The sequence below is a fragment of the Candidatus Koribacter versatilis Ellin345 genome (assembly GCF_000014005.1).
In the GTDB taxonomy this organism is placed as follows: domain Bacteria; phylum Acidobacteriota; class Terriglobia; order Terriglobales; family Acidobacteriaceae; genus Korobacter; species Korobacter versatilis_A.
The window spans coordinates 5,629,213-5,650,368 of sequence record NC_008009.1; the positions used below are offsets into that span (position 1 = coordinate 5,629,213).

At 58.3% G+C, this 21,156-nt stretch carries 19 protein-coding genes; 10 read left to right on the forward strand and 9 right to left on the reverse strand.

Annotated features, from left to right (window positions below; all coding sequences use genetic code 11):
- Positions 1-236: 236 nt before the first annotated feature.
- Entirely contained in the window at positions 237-1,019 is a 783-nt protein-coding gene (locus tag ACID345_RS24805; protein ID WP_011525559.1) for a lipid-binding SYLF domain-containing protein, read from the forward strand.
- A gap of 64 nt (positions 1,020-1,083) precedes the next feature.
- Here ACID345_RS24805 and clpB read toward each other — a convergent pair whose 3' ends face one another.
- Together clpB and ACID345_RS24815 are read right to left on the reverse strand one after the other, a co-directional pair.
- On the reverse strand, positions 1,084-3,720 hold the full coding sequence (gene clpB / locus ACID345_RS24810; protein ID WP_011525560.1) for an ATP-dependent chaperone ClpB: 2,637 nt from the start codon (positions 3,718-3,720) through the stop codon (positions 1,084-1,086).
- A 127-nt stretch (positions 3,721-3,847) separates the two neighbouring features.
- Positions 3,848-4,339: an Hsp20/alpha crystallin family protein gene (locus ACID345_RS24815; RefSeq protein WP_011525561.1), complete on the reverse strand. Its 492-nt coding sequence runs from the start codon at positions 4,337-4,339 to the stop codon at positions 3,848-3,850.
- A 190-nt stretch (positions 4,340-4,529) separates the two neighbouring features.
- Between ACID345_RS24815 and ACID345_RS24820 the strand changes: the two genes are divergently transcribed.
- On the forward strand, positions 4,530-4,850 hold the full coding sequence (locus ACID345_RS24820; RefSeq protein ID WP_011525562.1) for an antibiotic biosynthesis monooxygenase family protein: 321 nt from the start codon (positions 4,530-4,532) through the stop codon (positions 4,848-4,850).
- Here the strand turns inward: ACID345_RS24820 and ACID345_RS24825 are convergent.
- Complete coding sequence (locus tag ACID345_RS24825; RefSeq protein ID WP_011525563.1) at positions 4,831-6,048, reverse strand: class I SAM-dependent rRNA methyltransferase; 1,218 nt, start codon at positions 6,046-6,048, stop codon at positions 4,831-4,833. The two genes, ACID345_RS24820 and ACID345_RS24825, sit on opposite strands and share 20 nt — an antisense overlap.
- A 42-nt stretch (positions 6,049-6,090) precedes the next feature.
- Complete coding sequence (locus ACID345_RS24830) at positions 6,091-6,825, reverse strand: zinc ribbon domain-containing protein (RefSeq protein ID WP_011525564.1); 735 nt, start codon at positions 6,823-6,825, stop codon at positions 6,091-6,093.
- Between the two features lie 73 nt (positions 6,826-6,898).
- On the opposite strand from ACID345_RS24830, the gene ACID345_RS24835 reads away from it, so the two are divergent.
- Positions 6,899-7,171 (forward strand): hypothetical protein, encoded by a 273-nt coding sequence (locus ACID345_RS24835; protein ID WP_011525565.1) that lies wholly within the window; start codon positions 6,899-6,901, stop codon positions 7,169-7,171.
- Here the strand turns inward: ACID345_RS24835 and ACID345_RS27155 are convergent.
- Positions 7,168-7,635: a cytochrome c oxidase assembly factor Coa1 family protein gene (locus ACID345_RS27155; protein ID WP_011525566.1), complete on the reverse strand. Its 468-nt coding sequence runs from the start codon at positions 7,633-7,635 to the stop codon at positions 7,168-7,170. The two genes, ACID345_RS24835 and ACID345_RS27155, sit on opposite strands and share 4 nt — an antisense overlap.
- Before the next feature lie 202 nt (positions 7,636-7,837).
- On the opposite strand from ACID345_RS27155, the gene gyrA reads away from it, so the two are divergent.
- From gyrA to ACID345_RS24855, 3 genes are all read left to right on the forward strand, one after another.
- A complete protein-coding gene (gyrA, locus tag ACID345_RS24845) occupies positions 7,838-10,435 on the forward strand; it encodes a DNA gyrase subunit A (RefSeq protein ID WP_011525567.1) in 2,598 nt (865 codons plus the stop codon).
- Positions 10,436-10,557: 122 nt separating this feature from the next.
- The gene (locus ACID345_RS24850) at positions 10,558-13,110 is read left to right on the forward strand and encodes an excinuclease ABC subunit UvrA (RefSeq protein ID WP_011525568.1); all 2,553 of its coding nucleotides are present in this window, start codon (positions 10,558-10,560) and stop codon (positions 13,108-13,110) included.
- 78 nt (positions 13,111-13,188) lie between these two features.
- Positions 13,189-13,524 (forward strand): STAS domain-containing protein, encoded by a 336-nt coding sequence (locus ACID345_RS24855; protein ID WP_011525569.1) that lies wholly within the window; start codon positions 13,189-13,191, stop codon positions 13,522-13,524.
- 87 nt (positions 13,525-13,611) lie between these two features.
- Here the strand turns inward: ACID345_RS24855 and ACID345_RS26755 are convergent, their stop codons facing one another.
- A complete protein-coding gene (locus ACID345_RS26755; protein ID WP_228370708.1) occupies positions 13,612-14,304 on the reverse strand; it encodes a hypothetical protein in 693 nt (230 codons plus the stop codon).
- A gap of 885 nt (positions 14,305-15,189) precedes the next feature.
- Between ACID345_RS26755 and ACID345_RS26135 the strand changes: the two genes are divergently transcribed.
- The 3 genes from ACID345_RS26135 to ACID345_RS24875 all read left to right on the forward strand — a co-directional run bounded on the left by ACID345_RS26135 (position 15,190) and on the right by ACID345_RS24875 (position 18,558).
- Positions 15,190-17,715 carry a PQQ-binding-like beta-propeller repeat protein gene (locus tag ACID345_RS26135; protein WP_011525571.1) on the forward strand — a complete coding sequence of 842 codons (2,526 nt, stop codon included), beginning with the start codon at positions 15,190-15,192 and terminating at the stop codon, positions 17,713-17,715.
- A gap of 90 nt (positions 17,716-17,805) precedes the next feature.
- Positions 17,806-18,132, forward strand: coding sequence for an STAS domain-containing protein (locus tag ACID345_RS24870; RefSeq protein ID WP_011525572.1), 327 nt, complete (start codon positions 17,806-17,808; stop codon positions 18,130-18,132).
- 51 nt (positions 18,133-18,183) lie between these two features.
- Positions 18,184-18,558: a cupin domain-containing protein gene (locus ACID345_RS24875; RefSeq protein WP_011525573.1), complete on the forward strand. Its 375-nt coding sequence runs from the start codon at positions 18,184-18,186 to the stop codon at positions 18,556-18,558.
- On the opposite strand, the gene ACID345_RS27600 is transcribed toward ACID345_RS24875, so the two are convergent.
- The 3 genes from ACID345_RS27600 to ACID345_RS24890 are packed head-to-tail and all read right to left on the reverse strand — an operon-like array spanning position 18,555 to position 19,609.
- Positions 18,555-18,887: a type II toxin-antitoxin system RelE/ParE family toxin gene (locus tag ACID345_RS27600; protein ID WP_408609936.1), complete on the reverse strand. Its 333-nt coding sequence runs from the start codon at positions 18,885-18,887 to the stop codon at positions 18,555-18,557. The two genes, ACID345_RS24875 and ACID345_RS27600, sit on opposite strands and share 4 nt — an antisense overlap.
- Positions 18,835-19,077, reverse strand: a complete 243-nt coding sequence (locus ACID345_RS24885; RefSeq protein WP_011525575.1) for a CopG family ribbon-helix-helix protein — start codon at positions 19,075-19,077, stop codon at positions 18,835-18,837. The genes ACID345_RS27600 and ACID345_RS24885 overlap by 53 nt, the downstream gene beginning before the upstream one ends.
- 31 nt (positions 19,078-19,108) lie before the next feature.
- On the reverse strand, positions 19,109-19,609 hold the full coding sequence (locus ACID345_RS24890; protein ID WP_228370709.1) for a redoxin domain-containing protein: 501 nt from the start codon (positions 19,607-19,609) through the stop codon (positions 19,109-19,111).
- A 169-nt stretch (positions 19,610-19,778) separates the two neighbouring features.
- On the opposite strand from ACID345_RS24890, the gene ACID345_RS24900 reads away from it, so the two are divergent.
- Positions 19,779-20,711 carry a peroxiredoxin family protein gene (locus ACID345_RS24900; RefSeq protein ID WP_011525578.1) on the forward strand — a complete coding sequence of 311 codons (933 nt, stop codon included), beginning with the start codon at positions 19,779-19,781 and terminating at the stop codon, positions 20,709-20,711.
- The last annotated feature ends 445 nt before the right edge of the window (positions 20,712-21,156 follow it).

Below are 21,156 nucleotides of genomic sequence, written 5' to 3' on the forward strand. Positions count from 1 at the left end.
CCTTCGATGCAGCGTCGGCGAATGTCGCACCCACTTGTAGCACCTTATAAGGTAAAGATGTTTCGGTCGGTTGCAACTTTCGTCGCCTAAGTTGCACGGCTGCACCACTTTTTACAGACATCTACTCTCGATTCCCGACCAACCCAACAGGACTAAGGTGATTCCAACCAACTGGTGCTTTCACGCACGAGATCTCCGAAACAAATTTTGTTTTCAGTCCCTGGGAGGGATAAGCAATGAAGAAGTATTGGGCCACCGGAGTGGCTTCTCTGTTGATGTTCGCGGGCCTCGCGATTGCACAGGACGCGCAGCCGAGCAGTGCACAGGACAGCGGCAATACTGCCAAGGTGGAGAAAGTCCACGGCAACCAGAACTCAGGCGGCGTCGAAGGCCGCATCACCAAGGCCGAACAGATCATCGATCAGCTTACCGACGCAAAAGACTCCGCGATCCCGGAAAAGATCCTGAAAGACGCGAAGTGCGTCGCGATCATTCCTTCCATGGTGAAGGGCGGCTTCGTGTTCGGCGCTGAGCATGGCCGCGGTGTAGCGAGCTGCCGTATGAACGGCCGCTGGAGCACGCCGGCATTCTTTACCGCGACGGGCGGCACCTGGGGCGCGCAGATCGGCGTCCAGGGTATCGACCTCGTAATGGTGTTCCGCAACCAGGAAGGCGCCGACAAGCTGTTGAGCGGCAACTTCAAGGTTGGCGGCGACGTGAGCGCAGCTGCCGGCCCGATCGGCCGCGATGCTTCGGCTTCCACCGACGTGAAGGCCGCTACCGCGATCGTGACCTACTCGCGCGCCAAGGGTGCCTTCATCGGCGCGACGCTTGACGGCGTGGCGATTCGCCCCGACAAGGATTCGACCATCGCCTTCTACGGTCGCGAAATTGATTTCAAGGACCTGTTGACCGGTAAGGTTGCGACCACGGCGAACGCCCGTCCGTTCACGCGCGCTCTCGGCAAAGACTTCCGTGACATTCGTGCGGAAGAAGCTACCGACGCCGCTGCCCACTAAAATTTAACGAGCAATAACAAAAGCGGGACCGAACCTGGTCCCGCTTTTTGCTTGCTCGTCTGGATTACTTCGTCTTCACCGTTTCAGGCTCCGTGGTGCGATGGCTCACCTTGAACGTCAACTTGCCCTCGCCACTCACGCCCACCACCACGTGATCGCCGTGCAATACCTCGCCGTCGAGAATCTTCAGCGCCAGCGGGTCCTGCACCAGCTTCTGGATCGCACGTTTCAACGGCCGCGCTCCATACGCCGGATCGTACCCTTGCGCGAAGATCACATCTTTCGCGGCGTCGCTCAATTCGAGGCTGATGCGGCGGTCCGCCAGCAACCGGCGCACATACTCCAGTTGCAGCTCGACGATCTTCGCCAGCTGCTCCTTCCCGAGCGGATTGAAGAGCACGATGTCGTCCACCCGGTTCAGGAACTCTGGCTTGAACTGCTGCCGCAGCGCGTCCATCACCAGGCGGCTTGCTCGTTCGTAATTCTCTTGACTCTGGATCGCATCACCGGTCATGAACGACGCGCCAATGTTCGACGTCATGATGATGATCGTGTTCTTGAAGTCCACGCGGCGGCCTTTGCCGTCGGTGAGCTGACCGTCGTCCATGATCTGCAGGAAGACATTGAACACATCTGGAGCGGCTTTCTCAATTTCGTCGAAGAGCAACACCGCATACAGTCGGCGACGAATCGCTTCCGTCAATTGACCTCCCTCTTCGTAGCCAACGTATCCCGGAGGTGCGCCAATCAGTCGCGAAACCGAATGCTTCTCGCCATACTCTGACATGTCGATGCGCACCATCGCATGCTCGTCGTCGAACAGGAACGCCGCCAGCGCACGCGCCAGCTCGGTTTTTCCCACCCCCGTCGGGCCGAGGAAGATGAAGCTGCCGATCGGACGTTTGGGATCACTCAACCCAGCACGCGAACGCCGAATCGCGTTCGCCACGTGCTCAATCGCAGCGTCTTGCCCGATCACCCGCTGACTAAGCCGGTCTTCCATCTCGACCAGCTTCTTCACTTCGCCTTCGAGCATCTTCGACACCGGAATACCCGTCCACTTCGAGACGATCTTCGCGACGTCTTCTTCGTCCACTTCTTCCTTCAACATGCGTGGCGATGTCTTGCTGTCGCTCTCCGCGCTGAGGTTGTCGAGTTCCGCCTGCAACTTCGGCAGCTCGCCATACTGCAACTGCGCGGCTTTTTCGTAGTCGCCCTTGTTGCTCGCGGTCTGCGCCTGGAGCTTGATCTGTTCGATCTTCTCTTTCAACTCGCGAATCCGACCGATGCTCTGCTTCTCGTCTTTCCATCGCGCCTTCAACGCGTTCGAACGCTCGCGGAGCCCTGCGAGCTCTTTTTCAATCACGGCCAGCCGTTCGCGCGAGTTTGTGTCTTCTTCCCGCTTCAACGCTTGTCGTTCGATCTCAAGCTGCGTGATGCGGCGCTCGAGTTCGTCTACTTCCGTCGGCAGCGAATCAATCTGAATGCGCAGCGAGGCTGCAGCTTCATCGATCAGGTCGATGGCTTTATCGGGAAGGAAACGATCGGTGATGTAGCGGTGCGACAGCGTCGCTGCCGCGACGATCGCCGAATCCTTAATGCGCACGCCGTGATGGACTTCGTATTTCTCTTTCAGTCCGCGCAAGATCGCAATCGTGTCTTCCACCGTCGGCTGCCCGACGAACACGATCTGGAAGCGCCGCTCCAGCGCCGCATCCTTCTCGATGTACTTGCGGTACTCATTCAGCGTGGTGGCGCCAATTGCGCGCAGTTCGCCGCGTGCCAATGCCGGCTTCAACATATTGCTGGCGTCGATCGCCCCTTCCGCAGCACCTGCACCAACCAACGTGTGCAGCTCGTCGATGAAGAGGATGATGCGTCCGTCGCTCTCCTCGATTTCCTTCAGCACCGCCTTAAGACGATCTTCAAACTCGCCGCGATATTTCGCGCCCGCGAGCATCGCTCCTAGATCCAGCGACACCAGCCGCTTGTTGCGCAATTGCTCCGGCACATCGCCGGAAACGATGCGTTGCGCCAAGCCCTCAACAATCGCCGTCTTACCAACGCCCGGCTCGCCGATGAGCACAGGGTTATTTTTCGTTCGCCGCGACAGCACCTGCACCACGCGACGCACTTCGTCATCGCGGCCGATCACCGGATCGAGTTTGCCCCGACGCGCGAGATCCGTGAGGTCGCGAGCGTAACGCTCCAGCGCCTGGTACTTCGCCTCAGGATTCTGGTCTGTCACCTTCTGGTTGCCGCGGATACCGGTCAGAGCGCTCAAGATTCGGTCGTAGGTCGCGCCCATTGAGCCGAGGATGTCCTTCGCGGCGTCGCGCTTGAGCTGGGCGATTCCGAGCAACAGATGTTCGGTCGAAACATATTCGTCCTTGAATTGATCGGCTTGTTTGAAAGCCAGCTCGAGCATCTCCTGCGCTTCATTGGAGAGTGTGGCCTGGGTCGCACTGCCGCTGACCTTCGGCATGCGTTCGATTTCCCGCGCCGTTGCCTGCGTCACTGCTTCGGGCCGCACGCCCATCTTCGAAAGCAGTGGAACGATGATGCCTTCGCGGTCCTCTAACAGTGCGGCCAGCACATGGACGGGACGGAGCTCGGGATTGCCGTGCTCGGACGCGAGATCGTTGGCGCGCGAATACGCTTCCTGCGCCTTTACAGTTAATTTGTCCCAACGTATTGCCATAGATATTCCTTGATATTTGAACTTGATCCGCGCGGCACCTATCGTGATGCCAGGGGAGAGAAAAAACAAGGAGGTGGGTGACCACCTCCTCAATCACAACTCCTCTTAATGGGTAGGGGCCCTTGGATTACGCCGCGCTTGCGCTCTTCTTCATTTCCGTCGACGGCTCCGATCCGACATTCACCTTGATCTGCTTCGGCTTGGCTTCCGCCTTCTTACCGAGCGCCAGCTCAAGAACGCCGTTCTTGTAGGCGGCGGTCACTTTCTCGGCGTCCACCGTGGTTGGAAGGGTGAAGCTGCGCACGAACGACCCATAGCGGCGCTCGACGCGACGGAAGTTCTCTTCCTTTTCTTCCTTCTCGAACTTGCGCTCGCCGCGAACCGTCAGGGTGTTGTTCTCAATGCTGACATCGAGATCCTTCTCGTCGATCCCCGGTACTTCGAGCTTCAACCGCAGGCCCTGCTCGTCTTCGTAGACATCAACCGGAGGAACGAACGCGCCGGAAGTCGTCAGGCTGGTCTCTTCGCCGCCCGCGGTCTCGTGAAGCAGACGGTTTAAACGGCCCTGCAAGGTCGCAAGTTCACGGAAAGCGGGGTTCCAACGGGTAATAACAGTCATGGTCGTACAAGCCTCCAAGAGTCTGATTTCTGGGCCAGAAGAACTGGCTGCTTCAGGTTTGATGACAACCTATGCACAAACGAAGCATAAAATATGAGTGTGTTATTGTCAATATTTTGAACAGTGAAAATTTACCCTTATTTATCAGGTGTTTAGGCCAGGCTGTAAGCGTTTGGACTAGAATTCGACCATGATCGCTCGCGTATGGCACGGCGCCACCAAGCCGCAACACGCAGACGCCTACGAGTCCATGCTCAAACCCGAGCTCCTGCCCGGACTGAGCAAAATCGCTGGCTACAAAGGCAGCTACTTCCTCCGCCGGGATCTGGGACAGGAAGTCGAGTTCATTACCATGATTTTCTGGGAGTCGCTGGATGCGCTGAAGGCATTCGCGGGACCGGACTACGAGCTCTCCATTATTCCGGAAGAGCGCCGGCAATATCTCTCAAAGCACGATGAAAAAGCCGCTCACTACGAGGTTGTGTCGCAGGCTAGTCCACTCGCGCGATGATGCACTTGAGGTAATTGGTCTCAGGGACACCCATGAGAATTGGATGGTCCTTGGCGGCGTTGCGCTTCTCGAGGATGCGCACGCGGCGATGAGCGTCGGCCGCGGCCGTGCCGAGCATTTCCATGAAATCCGCTTCGCTGACGTGAAACGAGCAGGAACAGCTGATAAGCGTACCGCCGGCACGCAGCATCTTCAGTGCGCGAAGATTGAGCTCTTTGTACCCGCGGATCGCTGTATCGAAGTTCTTAGCTGTCTTGGCAAACGCCGGCGGATCCAGAACGATGGTGTCGTAAGCGCGTCCACCGACGGACTGGTCTTTTAGATAATCGAAGGCGTTAGCTTCAATCCACTCAAGGTTGTACTCATTGAGCGTCGCATTCTCCTCGGCAACTTCAAGCGCTGGACGCGACATATCCACACCCGTGACGCGACGGCAATTCTGGTACAGGTGCAATGCGAACCCGCCCTGGTAGGTGAAGACGTCGAGGGCGTCTCCACGCGCGTATTGCGCGGCTGCGGCGTAATTCTCACGCTGGTCGAGGAAGGCGCCAGTCTTCTGGCCGCTCACATCATAGTGAAAGCGCAGGCCATTCATATTGAAGATGGTCGCGGTCTTTGCGTTCCCCTTCTGTGGCTTGCCGACAACACCCGATTCCTTCGCCGGCAATTTCTCAAGTTCGCGGATGCGCTCATCTACGCGCTCAAAGATCGTTGAGTTAGGGAAGTGCTCCCGCAGCGAGTCCATCACCGCACGACGCAGGTCCTCGCGGTCCATCGCCTGGGTCAGCACTTGCATGGTAAGGATGTCGTTATAACGATCGACGATAAGACCGGGCAGGAAATCGGCCTCGCTGAACACCAGCCGGCAAGCCTCAGTCTGCTGCAAGACTTCGTCGCGATAGGAAATGGCGGCGGCCACGCGGTTGCTGACGATTTCCGGCAGCTCAACTGCGTAGGTCTCTTCGCGGCCCACGGCAAACATGCGAATGGCGATCTGTGAGCTTGAGCTGTAGAGGGCATCACCAAGGATGCGGCCCTTTTCATCGAGTACTGCGACCAGCGATCCCGGCTCGGCTTTGGGCTTTTGGTCCTTCAAGTCCGAGCGGTAAACCCACACGTGTCCGGCACGAATGCGGGCAGCGCCGCGCGGGGTCAGGTGGATCGGCGGATTCGCGGTAGCAGTTTTGGAGGGCTTCACAGCGTCGGCTTAGTGTACAACGCTGCTGCAAGAGGACGGCAATTAAGGCGTGGTTTCCGTCGGTGGCGCGATTGCCGGCGCTTCCGAGTACAGCACCCGCTGGCACTGGTCGCAATAGATGATCTCGTTGTTCGTGTGCACGTGCTGCAACACCTGCGGACGCAGGTAAACCCGGCATCCCATGCACATCCCGTTCTTTTCGACCGCCAGCCCCGTCCCGCGAAACTTGGCCACCCGGTCGTAATGGGTAAGGACCTCAGGTGCGATCGCCGTGCGCAGCTCATCGCGCTTGGCGCTTTCGATCTTGAGTTCGGCTTCGTCCTTGGCGGTGATCTGCCGGGCTTGTTCCTTCTCCCGCTCAATCTCAGCAGTCTCGGACTTCAGCTCGTTTTCGGCCTTCTTCAGCTCGTCTTTCCGGGTGTCGGCATCGAGCATGATTTCGAGGATCTTGTCTTCCAAGCCCTTGATGGCCTGTTCGGCAAACTGAATTTCCTGCATCAGCGCCTTATATTCGGGGTTGGTCTTTACATTCAGCGACTGGTCTTTGTACTTCGAGATCTTCTGCTGCTGCGCCTGGATGTCGCCCTCAAAGCCGCGTTTGGCCTTGTCTCCGGCCTGCGTCGCGGCTTTCACCTTCTCAATCTGGGCTTTGGAGGCGTTCAGCTTGGTCTCGATCGCGGCCATTTTCTTGGGAAGAGTGGCCACCTCGGCGTTCAGGCGGGCGATGTCGGAATCGACAGATTGCAGCTCGATCAGGCGTTCGAGGTCTGGATGCATGGGCTCACTTTCGAGTTTAGCAAACCTTACCGTACCTCATTCGCACTAAGTGGTTCCGCCGATTGAGCTCTGGATGAGAGAAAGGTACGATTTCCACACCATGATCTACATCGAGTTATTCAGGCTCCTGTTGGGGTTGCTGATCGCTTACTTCCATAAGCCGATCGCCGACTTCATGATGGAGCGCGAACGCGCGACGGTCATCCTCTTCCGCCAGCGCGGCTTCCCGCTACCTCAAGCACCAACCACCGAACAGGCCCGGACGTTGTACTTCCTAATCGGAATCGCGGTCGCCTCGATCGAGCTGATCCGCATGTATCTCCTGCAGCGCGGGATCGTGTTCTAGAAACTATTCTGTTCCGGGACCCGCGTTGGCTCTACCAGCTCAATTCTCTTCTCGTCCCCATCGATGGCAACTTCCAACTGCGTAAACGTCCAGCGGTCCGCGCTCTTGTTCGCAGTGAGATAGATGTAGCCTTCGCCCTTCGGTCCGGAGATCGGCACTTTCAATTCGGCGTGACCACTTGGACCCGTAGTGTTGATGCTGCCGCTGCTGAACATGCCTTTCTTGATCGGCTGCCCGAGGCGCTCGACCACCGCAGGCGAGTTGGCCGCCTTGGCAAAAGCGAGTTTCTCTGGTTCGGTATTGCTCACCAGGACGAAAATACCGACTACAAACACGACCACCGCGAGGACGAAGAAGAGCACGATGCTGATAACCAATGCGATCCAGTGCCGCTCAATCCAACTCTTCTGTCGCGGCGGATACGGCGCTGGATATCCCGGTGAATATTGTGTCGGCGAACTCATCTTTTTGCCCCTTCCAAACCCCTGATTCCATGCACCTTCTAGGTCACTCCCGGCGCACCAATTTTGCGTTCGCGATGCTATAATAATGAGTGCTCTTCCCGCACTTAAATTCCTGTAATTCCAGTAGTTAGGTTCCCAGCCGGAACTCTCGGCCGAACCCAAAAACTGTGTGCGGAAGAGCGGAGAGTGGTACCCCTTTTCTATGGCAGACGAGCAGAATCCTCTACTTCCTTTGCCCCCGTCCGGCGACGGTGGCAATCCGCAAAATATACAGCCAATCAACATTGAAGAGGAGATGAAGCGGTCTTATCTCGACTATTCAATGTCGGTCATCATCGGCCGTGCGCTGCCCGACGTGCGCGACGGACTCAAGCCGGTGCATCGCCGCATTCTTTACGCGATGCATGACATGGGCCTGCTGCATAACCGCAAGCACGTGAAGTGCGCCAAGGTCGTCGGCGAAGTGCTCGGTAAGTATCACCCGCACGGCGATAGTGCTGTGTACGACGCGATGGTCCGCATGGCGCAGGATTTCTCGTTGCGCTATCCCCTAGTGGACGGCCAGGGAAACTTCGGCTCCGTCGATGGCGATCCGCCAGCAGCCTACCGGTACACCGAAGCTCGCATGACTGCGATCGCGGAAGAACTCCTCGCCGATATCGACAAAGATACCGTCGACTTCGTCGCTAACTTCGACGACACCAGCGCCGAGCCCCTCCTTCTTCCCACCAAGGTCCCGAACCTGCTCATCAATGGTTCCAACGGCATCGCCGTCGGCATGGCAACCAACATCCCGCCGCACAATCTCACCGAGATCGTGGATGCCTGCATCACCATCGTGAACAATCCGAAGTCCACGCTCGATGACGTTCTGAAATTCGTGCAAGGCCCTGACTTCCCGACCGGCGGGTTCATCCACGGTAAGGGCGGTATTAAGAATGCCTACCAGAACGGCCGCGGTCGCTTCATGATGCGCGCCAAGGTTGCCGTCGAGCACCTGCCCAATAAAGACGCCATCGTCGTCACCGAGATCCCGTACCAGGTCAACAAGAGCACGCTGATCAAAAAGATCGCCGACCTCGTCAACGACAAGACCATCGACGAGATTAGCGATGTGCGCGATGAATCCGATCGCGACGGCATGCGCATCGTGATCGAACTCAAGCGCAGCGCCCAGCCCGAAATCGTGTTGAACCAGCTCTACAAGCACACCCAGATGCAAGAGAGCTTCAGCATGATCTTCCTCGCGGTGGTCAACAACCAACCGAAGGAAATGGGCCTGGTGCAAGCGCTCAATCACTTCATCGATCACCGTATCGACGTAGTGCGCCGCCGCACCTTCTACCTGCTGCAGAAGGCAAAGGACCGCGAGCACATCCTTGAGGGCTACCTGATGGCCCTCGATCACCTCGACAATGTGATCGCCATCATCCGCGGTAGCTCAAATCGCGCCGACGCCCGCGAAAACCTCGTCGCCTACTTCACCGGCAAGAAGATCACCATCAACACCACCGGTAAGGCGCCGAAGGTTGATCCGGAAAAGCCGTTCTCCACCAGGCAGGCCGACGCAATCCTCGAATTGCAGTTGCACCGCCTCACTCGTCTCTCGATCGATGAGATCACCAGTGAGTTGAAAGACGTGCGCGAGCGCATTGCCGAGTACGAATCGATTCTTGCCAGCGAAAAGAAACTGCGCTCGGTGATCGTGAAAGAGCTCGAGCAGATCCGCAAAGATTACGGCGACGAGCGCCGCACCATCATCCAGGACGAAGCCGCCGAGCTTAGCCTGGAAGACCTCATCGCCGACGAGCAAGTCGCGGTCACGGTCAGCCACAGCGGCTACCTCAAGCGCACGCCAATCTCAACCTATCGCCAGCAACGGCGCGGCGGTACCGGACGCAAGGGCATGAGCACGCGCGACGAAGATTTCGTCGAGATGATGTTCGTAGCCTCCACCCACGCGTACCTGCTGATCTTCACCAACACGGGCCGCGTCTACTGGCTCAAGGTGTATGAAGTGCCGGAGATCGCTGCTGCCGGCAAGGGCAAGCACATCGGCAACCTCGTCGCGCTGCAACCGGGCGAGAGTGTGCGCGCGATTCTCCCCGTCAAGAGCCTCGAAGAAGAAAGCAGGTATGTCTTCTTCACCACGCGCAAGGGCACGGTCAAGAAGACCGCACTCGTGGACTTCTCCAACGTGATGGCTCGCGGCATCATTGCCATCGGCATTGATAAAGATGACGAGTTGGTCGCTGCGCAGCTCACCGACAGCAACCAGATCGTCTTCCTCGCCTCGCACGAAGGCCTCGCCATCCGCTTCGACGAAGCCGATGTCCGCATCATGGGACGCCCCGCTTACGGCGTACGCGGCATGGATATCGGCGCGAAGGATTACATCGTCGGCATGGCCATTACGCCCAAGGAACGGAAGAAGGGCAAAAACGGCGGCGCTGACACCGCCAACCTCATTCTCAGCGTCACCGAGAATGGGTACGGCAAGCGCACCGATGTGGACGAGTATCGCCTGCAGACGCGTGGTGGCAAGGGCGTGATCAACGTCAAAACCACCGAGCGCAATGGCAAGGTCGTCGCCATCATGCTGGTCACGGAAGATGCGGAAGCGATGGTCATCAGCCAGTACGGCAAAATCATCCGCACCTCCACCGACTCAATCCGCGAAGCCGGCCGCTCTACCCAGGGCGTCCGCCTGCTGCACCTCGAGCCGGGCGATAAGGTCGCAGCCGCGGTTGTCATTCCAGACGACGAGAAGGCAGAAGCGGAGCCAACGCTGCTGCAGTAGCACTGCAAAGGAAGTGAGAAGGCCATCGTCCGCGGTGGCCTTTTTCATTGCCTGATCGTCAGCCACAGGATGGGCCGCATCCCGGTTGAACCTTCCTTCATCGTTCCCGCATCTCAGAGGATATGTCGCGCCCCCACGATCCCGCGAACCGCAACGGCTTCGTCCGCGTCCGCGGTGCGCGCGAACACAATCTCAAGAACATCGACGTTCAGATTCCCCGCGACGCTCTCGTCGTCTTCACTGGTGTCTCCGGCTCTGGGAAATCGTCGCTCGCATTCGGCACGCTCTACGCCGAGGCCCAACGCCGCTATCTCGAATCTGTATCGCCCTACGCGCGCCGCCTCTTTCATCAGATGGCCGTCCCCGAAGTCGATGCCATCGACGGCCTTCCGCCCGCCGTCGCCTTGCAGCAACAGCGCGGATCACCAACCACCCGCTCCTCCGTCGGCAGCGTCACCACGCTCTCGAACCTGTTGCGCATGCTCTACTCGCGCGCCGGTGACTATCCGAAAGGTCAACCGCTGCTCTACGCCGAGTCATTCTCGCCCAACACACCGGAAGGCGCTTGCCCGCGGTGCCATGGCCTCGGCCGCATCTACGAGGCCACGGAAGACTCCATGGTGCCCGACCCGTCGCTCACTATTCGCGAACGCGCCATTGCCGCATGGCCGCCCGCGTGGCAGGGCCAGAACCAGCGCGACATCCTCACCACCCTCGGCTACGACGTCGACATTCCGTGGCGCCAGCTCTCGAAGAAAGACCGCGACTGGATCCTCTTTACCGACGATCAGCCCGTAGTGCCGGTGTACGCGGGCTTCACCCGCGCGGAAGTGAAGCAGGCCCTCAAGCGCAAAGAAGAGCCCAGCTACATGGGGACGTTCACCAGCGCGCGTCGCTACGTGCTCCATACCTTCGCCACAACCGAGAGCGCGATGATGAAGAAACGGGTCGCGCAATACGTGCGCGGTGCGGAGTGCCCGTTGTGCCGCGGAAAGCGGCTGCGCCGCGAGTCGTTGTCCGTCAAGTTCGCCGGTTACGACATTGCCGAACTCTCCGGTCAAACTCTTTCGAAGCTCGGTGACATCTTTCATCCCTACGTTGAGCGCTCAACCGGGAAGCTGGCAAAAGAGCATCCTGAGAAAGCGGAGGTTGTGCGGCTCATCGCGCAGGATCTCTGCGGGCGCCTCACCGTCCTCCTCGATCTCGGGCTTGGTTATCTCACCCTCGATCGCAGCACGCCTACGCTCTCGCCCGGCGAGCTGCAGCGCCTGCGCCTCGCCACGCAAGTGCGTTCGAATTTGTTTGGCGTGGTTTACGTGCTCGACGAACCCTCAGCCGGCCTGCATCCAGCCGATACTGAAGCCCTGCTGCGCGCGCTCGACAAGCTCAAGGCCTCCGGCAATTCGCTCTTCGTCGTCGAGCATGAACTCGATGTCGTGCGTCATGCCGATTGGATCGTGGATGTCGGCCCGGCAGCGGGAGTGCACGGCGGCGAAGTCCTCTTCAGCGGCACTCCCGATGATTTGCGCAGCGTCGCCAAGTCGCAAACCCGCCGCTACCTCTTCGATCCGCCCCCGCTTCCCGTGCGTCCCGCGCGCCCGCCCATTGGCTGGCTGAAATTGCGCGGCGTTACCCGCCACAACCTCCATAGTCTTGACGTCGAGTTCCCCGTTGGCACCTTCACTTCCGTCACCGGCGTCTCGGGTTCCGGCAAATCGAGTCTCGTCAGCCAGGTGCTCGTGGAGCTTGTCTCCGAACAACTGGGAACCACGGTCGCGGAAGAGCCAGTTGAAGGTGACACGCTCGAACGCGACACTCCTGCCACCACCTCAGGCAAGATCGTCTCCGGTCTCGAGCTGATTCAGCGTCTCGTGGTGGTCGATCAGAAAGCCATCGGTCGCACTCCGCGCTCAAACCTCGCCACCTACACGGGCCTGTTCGACCACGTGCGCAACCTCTTCGCGGCGACGAAGGAAGCTCGCGCTCGCCGCTACAACGCTGGACGCTTCTCCTTCAACGTCGCAGCCGGACGCTGCCCCAACTGCAAGGGCGAAGGCTTCGTCATGGTGGAGCTGCTCTTCCTGCCCAGCGTGTACTCACCATGCCCGGTCTGCAAAGGCGCGCGCTACAACCCCAGGACGCTGGAGATTCACTATCGCGGCAAGAACATCGCCGAGGTCCTCAACCTCACCGTGGATGCCGCGTACGAGTTCTTCGCCGACGATCTCCCGACCCGCCGCGCGCTGCACGTCCTGCGCGAAGTTGGACTCGGCTACCTGCGCCTCGGCCAGCCCGCCACCGAACTTTCCGGCGGCGAAGCGCAGCGCATCAAGCTCGCAACCGAGCTGCAGCGGGGCCAGCAAGGCAACACCCTCTACATCCTCGACGAACCCACCACCGGCCTTCATCCCGCCGACGTCGAGCGCCTCGTTGCCCAGCTCGATCGCCTGGTGGATGCGGGCAATACCGTCATCGTCGTCGAACATGACATGCGCGTCGTCGCCGGCAGCGATTGGGTCGTCGACATCGGCCCCGGCGCCGGCGAAGAGGGCGGAAAGATCGTCATCGCCGCGCGGCCTCAGGAACTGGCGCGGGATTCGAAGAGCCGCACCGCTCCTTATCTCGCCAGCTTCCTCGCGTTGGCGAGCCCGGAACCCGCCGAGCGCTCCGCCTGAGCCTTGGCGAGCCAATCTTGTTTACCGATTCGCAATCTCTTTAACCACTCTGTAACACTTCTCCTGCATCATCGCGCGATGGAAACGAACCTGGAACTCATCCTCCAATCCCGGGGCGAGACCGACGTAATAACGCTGAAAGGTCCGCTTCTCCTCGCGAACATATTTGCCTTTCAGAATTCTGTGCGTGCCAGCAAGACCCCATCACTCATCATTGATATGACCGCCGTCCCCTATATCGACTCCGCCGGCATCGGCGTCCTGATCGGCGCCTACGTCAATCGCGAAAAAGATGGACGCAAACTCCTGCTCGTCGGCGTCACGCCTCGCGTCCACACCGCGCTGCAGGTCACGAAGGTCGAGAGCTTCTTCAGCTTCGCCGATACGCTGCCCCCAGATACGGGCGGCGCCTGATTCGATTTTTCCTGTCATCCTGAGCGAAGCCGCAAAGCGGCGAAGTCGAAGAATCCCTACGTGCTTGTAAGACGGAGTTCACACGATCTATCTCTTCAGCTCACTCTCCAAGTCAGCCAAATCATTTCTATTCACAGTCGTCGCCTCACAGGGCAATTCGAAATAGTCCGTTCCTCCGGAGAACAGCAGCAGGGTCTGGCCAGCCGTTATCTGATCCGCGATCTGATTGGGTACCCTCCGCCCGTCTACCGATATTTCCGAACTGATTCCAATCGAATTCAAACGTACGCGCGATGAGCCCTTGAGCACCTGCACCAACCGCACGTTCGCTGTTCGATACTTCGTACCATCCTCGTTTCGATCAAAAGCACCTTTCACGGCTTCGACGTGCGCGACCAGCACGTCATCCGCATACCTTGCGCGATGCACGAGAACACGCAACGGGCAAGGATCACTCGATGCCAAACGTGCAACCGCCGCAGCTGCAATCGAAAGGCGGTCCTTCTCCGAATCCGAAAGAATTTGGGCCGCTTCAGAGCACCCTTCCCACCGCCATACACAGAGAAAGTTTGGATGGAAGGCATGCTTGACGAGCAGTTGCGGTGCACCCGCAGTGAAGTAGACACTCAAACTCAGCTTTGGCCACTTAAAGTAGTGACCTACCCGGAACTCGGGGCTCTCATCGTCGTGCGCATCAATGCGGCCCGGTGGCCGCGCCACTGATGTTGCGCTAAGCGAAATGATTCCCGGAGATCGCAACTCCCTGGTGGAAATCCACAACCTATAGCCGAATCTCACAAGCCTGCCGGATTTGAACTCTGCTCCTGCGTCGAGAGTTCTGTACCGAATCCCCCACCAGCTCCAGAATCCGGAGACTCGCCTCCAACCGACCCGAGCAGTGGGAATGAGTAACCGATCGGCCATCCAAGACTCGGGAATTGCGATCACCAGGCACTCGTCCGCTTCGCAATTCGATTCGCCGTGGCGGTGTATTTGTGGATGAAAGCGAGATAACCTGTACAGCGTGGTTGCCTCCGGTTCGCCCAGTCGCGAGTCCCCGAGAGCGCGCAGTATGTCCGAGCTGCGCTGCCCGAAAATCGCCATCTCGGCGCGAAAGCCAACCGCAGGTACGAGAACGACGAGCGCGAGAGTCGCCAGGCCGATCCTGCCTCTGCGCGAACTGAGCTTGCACCAGCACCACGTGGTTACCGGAAACAATTCGCGGAACGCTGCCATTGTGTTCTTAGACACTCTGTGCCGGTCGAGAGTTCCCGGACTCACATTCTCGTGTGACCCGCCTCACGCTCGGCCCTGTCACCCATCACATCTTTCTTGCCTTGCCCTCGTCTACTCTGCGCATGTGGGTACATGCCCTCTGCAGCGAGTGTTCTTTGACAAGAATGGGAGCTAAGTCCTTATTTCGGAATATTTTACGTATAAGTCCCATGGGGTCAAGATTTTGCACGGATTGCATACGCTAAATTCTTGAAAACAAAGATTGGCCCTGGGGATGGGGGTTAGCAGGGAGTAAATAGCAGATGAATTCGCCCCAGGATTAAGGGACTACGAAAACAATGCTGAGTTGCGCAACCCCGGGGCGTGAGATTCTCTCTCACAACTCACAATGGTGCCGCACCACCGTCACCTATCTCCCTCGGGGTCCCTATGCGCCTCTCCCGTTGTTTTCAGGTCCTCTCCCTCGGCCTCGCCTTTACCCTCTGCCTAACTGGAAAATCGATCGCGCAAGCGACCTGCACTCTGAACAAGACTGACCACACCATCACCATCTGCACGCCTGCCGATGGAGCCACGGTGAACACCACGTTCCACGTGAACGCTGGCATCACGAGTTCCGTGCCGATTCAATACGTCGAGGTCTACGTCCATTACGTGCGTTACGCGATCCAGCACCAGAATTTCCTGGATGCGAACATCACCGTTCCGTCCGGCGCCGGCCAGAACCTGACGGTGCAGGCACTGGACCAGAACGGTACGTGGATCTACAAGATAATCCACGTCAACGTGACGGCCTCGTCTACCTACACCATCTCACCGCAGAACCCGACGGTGAGCGAGGGAACGACAAAGCAGTTCACGGCGAGCAAGGCTTCTACTTGGAGCGCAACCTGCGGCACGATCTCTTCCGGTGGACTCTTCACCGCGCCGCTCTCCCAGCCCGCATGTAAGGTCACTGGAAAAGCGACGGACGGCAGTGGCACGGCTTCCACGACGGTAAACATCACTTCCCCGATCACGATTACGCCGGCAGGCGCAACCACTACCGTCGGCAAGACCCAGCAGTTCTCGGCCAATATGTCGGTAAGCTGGGCTGCATCCTGCGGGAGCATCAGTACGAGCGGTCTCTTCACCGCACCAGCGTCGCCGGCGACGTGCACCATCACAGCGACAGCCGCCAGCGGCACCGCGTACACCGCCAAGGCTACCGACACGGTGGTTTCCTCCACGCCGAGTGCAGTGAACTACACCACGTGGAAGTTCGATAACGCGCGTGACGGATTGAATTCCAAAGAGACCCTGCTCACGCCGTCGAACGTGAACTCCACCAACTTCGGCCAGATCTGGTCCACAGGACTCGATGGACGCGTATGGGCGCAACCGCTGTACATGAACGGCCTGACGGTCGGGTCCGCCAAGCACAATGTGGTGTTCGTTGCGACCGCGTACGACAGCGTGTACGCAATCGACGGCGACAGCGGCACAGTGCTCTGGAAGAAGAGTCTGTTGGGTAGTGGCGAGTCGCCCGCGGACGGAACCAAGTTGCACAGCTCGGTGCAGCCCATCATCGGTATCACGGGCACTCCAGTGATCGATCCGGCGAGCGGAACGATCTATGCGGTGGCGCAATCTGGAAACAGTTCAGGCCAGTACTTCCACCGCCTGCACGCGCTCAGCCTTACAACAGGTGCCGAGAAATTCGGCGGACCGGTCACCATCAACACCAGCGGCTGGGACTCGTCGCAGCACCTCCAGCGGCCTGGTCTCACGCTGGCGAACGGAAACGTCTACGTCGCCTTCAGTGGAAATGAAGACATCGACCCGTACCACGGCTGGGTGTTCGCCTACAACGCCGCCACACTCGCCCAAACGGTGGTGTGGAACGACACGCCGAACGGCAGCGAAGGTGGCATCTGGATGGCCGGGTCCGGCATTAGCGCTGATAGCAGCGGCAACCTGTTCCTGACCACTGGAAACGGCAGTTGGAATGGCGCCTCGCAGTTTGGACAGAGTGCGGTAAAGCTGAACTCTACCCTCAGTGTGACGGATTACTTCACTCCGTTCGACTACGTGAAGCAATCGGCGGGAGACAAGGACCTGGGTTCGGGCGGTGTGCTGCTGCTTCCGAACTTGAGTGGCACATATCCGCACGTTGCGGTGGTATGCAGCAAGCTCGATACCATCTACGTCCTGAACCGCGACAACCTCGGCAAGATGGGCGGTTCGGCGGACCACGTGATCCAGCAAGTGAATGGACAACTTGGTGCGAACAGCGGCACGCAGTACACGGATCGCTGCTTCACGACCGCAGCGTTCTGGAACAACAATCTCTACTTCATCGGGAACAACGATGGGGTGAAGCAGTTCACGTTCAACCCGAGCACTGGCTTGATGTCTACGACGCCGATCCACAAGGACACGTTTGGGTACAAGTTCCCGGGCGGCCAGGCAGTGGTCTCGTCGAACGGCAACACGAATGGCATCGTGTGGGCGATCGATTGGACGACCGGCACCTTGCGCGCCTACAACGCTACGGATGTCAGCAAAGTGCTCTACGTCAGTTCAGGACTGGGGACGGGCATCAAGTTCACCGTACCGACGGTGGTGAACGGGCACGTGTACGTTGGCCTCGGCAACAAGGTGGTCGGCATGGGATTGAAGTCAGGCGGTTCGTCCTGCTCCGCACCGGCTTCGCCAGGCGTCCATGTTTGTACGCCAGTGGAAGGCGGCACTTATAGTTCGCCGCTGGCGGTCTCTGCCACGGGAAAGCCTGCAAGTGGCACGATTGCTCGGATGGAGTTGTGGATCGACGGCAAGAAGATCAACGACTACTTCAGCAGCTCGATCAACACATCAGTGTCGGTTGCGTCGGGCTCGCATTACGTCGAAGTGGTGGAAGTGGATTCGACGAGCGCGTACCTGAAGTCGGGTGTGATTAATATCACGATCAACTGAGAACAAGTGCTTGGACGCCGGCCGCGCTAAAGGCGGCCGGCGTCCAAAACTTTCTGTTTTCTCGTGAAAGGACGTTGCTATGATCGCGCGATGGATAAATCGCTCACAGTTACTGTGATCGGCGAAGAGGGCGAATCGCCGATTGTCCTGCACCTCCGCGGGCCGGTCCTGATCTCCAACCTCTTCGACTTCCAGGCACACGTGCGAGAGGTGAAGGCGAAGGACCTTGTCATCGACATGACCGAGGTCCCGTATATCGACTCGGCAGGCGTCGGCGTCTTGGTCGGCGCGTATGTGCATCGTCAGAAGGAGAGCCGCAACCTCGTTCTGGTCGGTGTCCAGGATCGGGTGCGGAGCGTCCTGCAAGTCACACAGGTAGAACGCTTTTTCACGTTTGCCAACAAAACCGCGTCGTAACCTCGGGACGAGCGCATTACAGCAGCTGCTCTCGCATGCGAAACTAGATAGATGCTCGCAAAAGTAAATGTTGCCTCGAAGCTTTCGCTGTTTAACGAGCACTACAGTCCGAAGATTATTGGCGAGGTCAACGACCTCTACGTCAAGGTCGCGAAGCTGCAAGGCGAGTTCACGTGGCACCACCATGAGAACGAAGACGAGCTCTTCTACGTGGTGAAAGGCGCGCTGCGCATGAAGGTCCGCGAGAACGGCAAGGAAAATGAGTTTCTCATCATGCCGGGTGAGTTCATCGTGATCCCCTGCGGCATGGAACACCTGCCGTCGGCCGATGAAGAGACGCACATCATGCTGCTCGAGCCAAAGACGACGCTGAATACCGGCAACGTGGTGAATGAGAGAACAGTGTCGGATCTGGAAAGAATTTAGAAGAGCGTTGGCCAGCTCCTCTTCGCGTGCAGAACGGCGAGTATCTGCACAGCCTCTCCCTTGATGCGGTACATCAAAAGGAAGGGTGTTCCAGAGATGACTAGTTCGCGGGTTCCCGCGACTCTTCCCGTCCTGCCCAGTCGCGGGTGCTTCCCGAGCAGTTCTGCGGCGGCCACGATCTCATCGAGAATTCGATTAGCAGCCTTAGGGTTCTCGGACCTGACGTAGTCGTGCACCGAGACAAGGTCCCGGTTCGCAGGGGACGCCCACTCTACCTCATTTCCGGCGCTTGAGTTTCGCAACGAGTTTCTTAACGTCAGCGTGGTCAACCAATTCTCTGTCGTCGGCAGCCTTGATGGCTTGATTGATCCGGTCCAGATGGTATTTCTGAACTTCGAGGTAGTCCTCTACCGCCTCATTTAGCAAGTAGCTGCGGTCACGATCGAGGGACTCTGCCAGAGCATCAAGCGCGGCGACTTTGTCGGCACGGAGGCGAACGCTGATTAACTGCTTTTCCATGCCCACATAATACGCTGTATTACAAGGTATTTCAAGATTGCGGTGCGTTCTTCAGCTTCTCCAGTACTTCAAACACTTCCTCGTTTGGCGGTTGCTGTCCGAGGTCATAAACCTTCGAAAAGCGGATGATGCCTTCTTTGTCGATCACAAAGATCGCGCGTTCGTTGATGCCGGGGATTGGCGGCTTCTCGCGGAAGACTCCGTAGAGCTGCGCGACGGCGCCGTGCGGGTAGAAGTCAGAGGCGAGCGGGTAATCCATCCAGCCGGTCTCTTTTTGCTGCCACGCCATGTGGCTGTAGATAGTGTCGATGCTAATGCCCACGACCTGGGCATCGTAGCCGGCGAACTTGTCGAGTTCGACCTGGTACGCCGGCATTTGGGCGGTTCAAACCGGTGTCCAGTCGAGCGGGTAGAACGCGAGCACGACGTGCTTCTGGCCGAGATAATCGCTGAGCTTAAAGGTGATCTGGCGCTCACGAATTACGGCTTTTACCGTAAAGTCAGGAGCTTTTTCGAGGACTTTCAAGGGCATCCGGCCACCGTTCTAAAATTACCTGCAGCTCAAGTTTATGCTCCGCGTGGTAACGGGGCAATGAACCGGGGTCCGGGATTTTCACGGGAAAGAAAAACCTGCAGGTGCAGTAGGCATCGAATAGTGATGCCGGGTCGCTGCGGAACCCGCCTGCTTGGAGGTAGTGCTCATGTTTGGTTTTACTCCTTACAACTACGAGACGTTTCGCCGCAACCTGCTGATCAAAGACTTGGCGTTCACAAAGTTTCTCGGCGCTCCGAAGCCTGGTGACGAAGCGCCGGATTTCCAGGGGCGCACGATTGACGGCGATAAGATCCGACTCAGCGACTTCGAGGGCGAAAGCAACGTCGTTGTGACGTTTGGATCCGTGACATGTCCGTTCACTGCTGCTTCGATCAAGGGCTTGAACGAACTGTATGAAGACTTCAGCGATGAAGTGGAGTTCCTCTTCGTATACGTGCGCGAGGCGCATCCCGGTGAAGAAATCGGCCCGCATCGCGAGATGCGCGAAAAAGTGAGAGCGGCGGAGCAGCTTCGCGACGAAGAGAACGTCGAAATTCCCATCCTCGTGGACGATCTCAACGGCCACATCCATAAGAAGTATGGGAAAGCTCCTAATCCGACTTACCTGATCGACCGCAGTGGGCGCATCGCCTTCCGCATGTTGAACACGAATACGACCGTGCTGGGGGCTGCGATCGAGGAATTGCTCGAGAGACAGGAAGATCGCGGAACGGACCACGTCATTGTGCACGGTGGCGAATACCACGGCATTCCTAAGGCGAGTGCTCTGCTGCACACTCACCGCGCATTAAGGCGCGGCGGAAAGAAATCGGTAGACGACTTCAAGCACGAGATGGGATGGCCGGGCCGGGTTGCAGTGACCGGAAGCCGAGTGGTAGCGCCAGTGGTGGAGCATCCTCTCGCCGCATTAGCAATGGTTGGTGCGACCGCCGGTGTGATCGCGCTCGGAATTTGGGGCGGGCTCGCGTTGCGCAATCGAAGAAAATCGATCTATCGCAATCCGTACGATTACGGACAATTCAAGTCGCGTCGTCGTGACGGCGACGACCGGAATGACTACGAGGCCGTGGGAATTTAGTGGCGAATTGGGCAAGTTGCATCATGCGCGGGGCAAAAATCATGCTTCGCGCAAATTTTTTCGTTGCGAGACCTTCGCGAAAACAGATGCAGCGTGTAGAGTGATGAAACCGGATCAGCGGATCCAATTCAGAGTTGCACCAGACTCGTTGCAATTGACAATTGTTCTTGACGAAGTGTGTGGAACGCGCTAATTACGCGGGTTTTCCGAACATTGCAATGTGACGTTAACACTTGCATGTGGGAGATTTCCTCGTTAGTATCCGCAACGTTCCTCGATGAAAACTTCGTTGCAATTGCCGATGTAATGCTTGACGCTCGGTCAACGAATCCACGGAAATCCCAGCTGCCGCATGAGGTGATCTCGCCGGCCGATTTCCGAATAAAAGTTTTTTGGTAGTGCGCCGAAGAGCTGGGCTCGAACCCAGCCGCGCGTTTGAACGAGG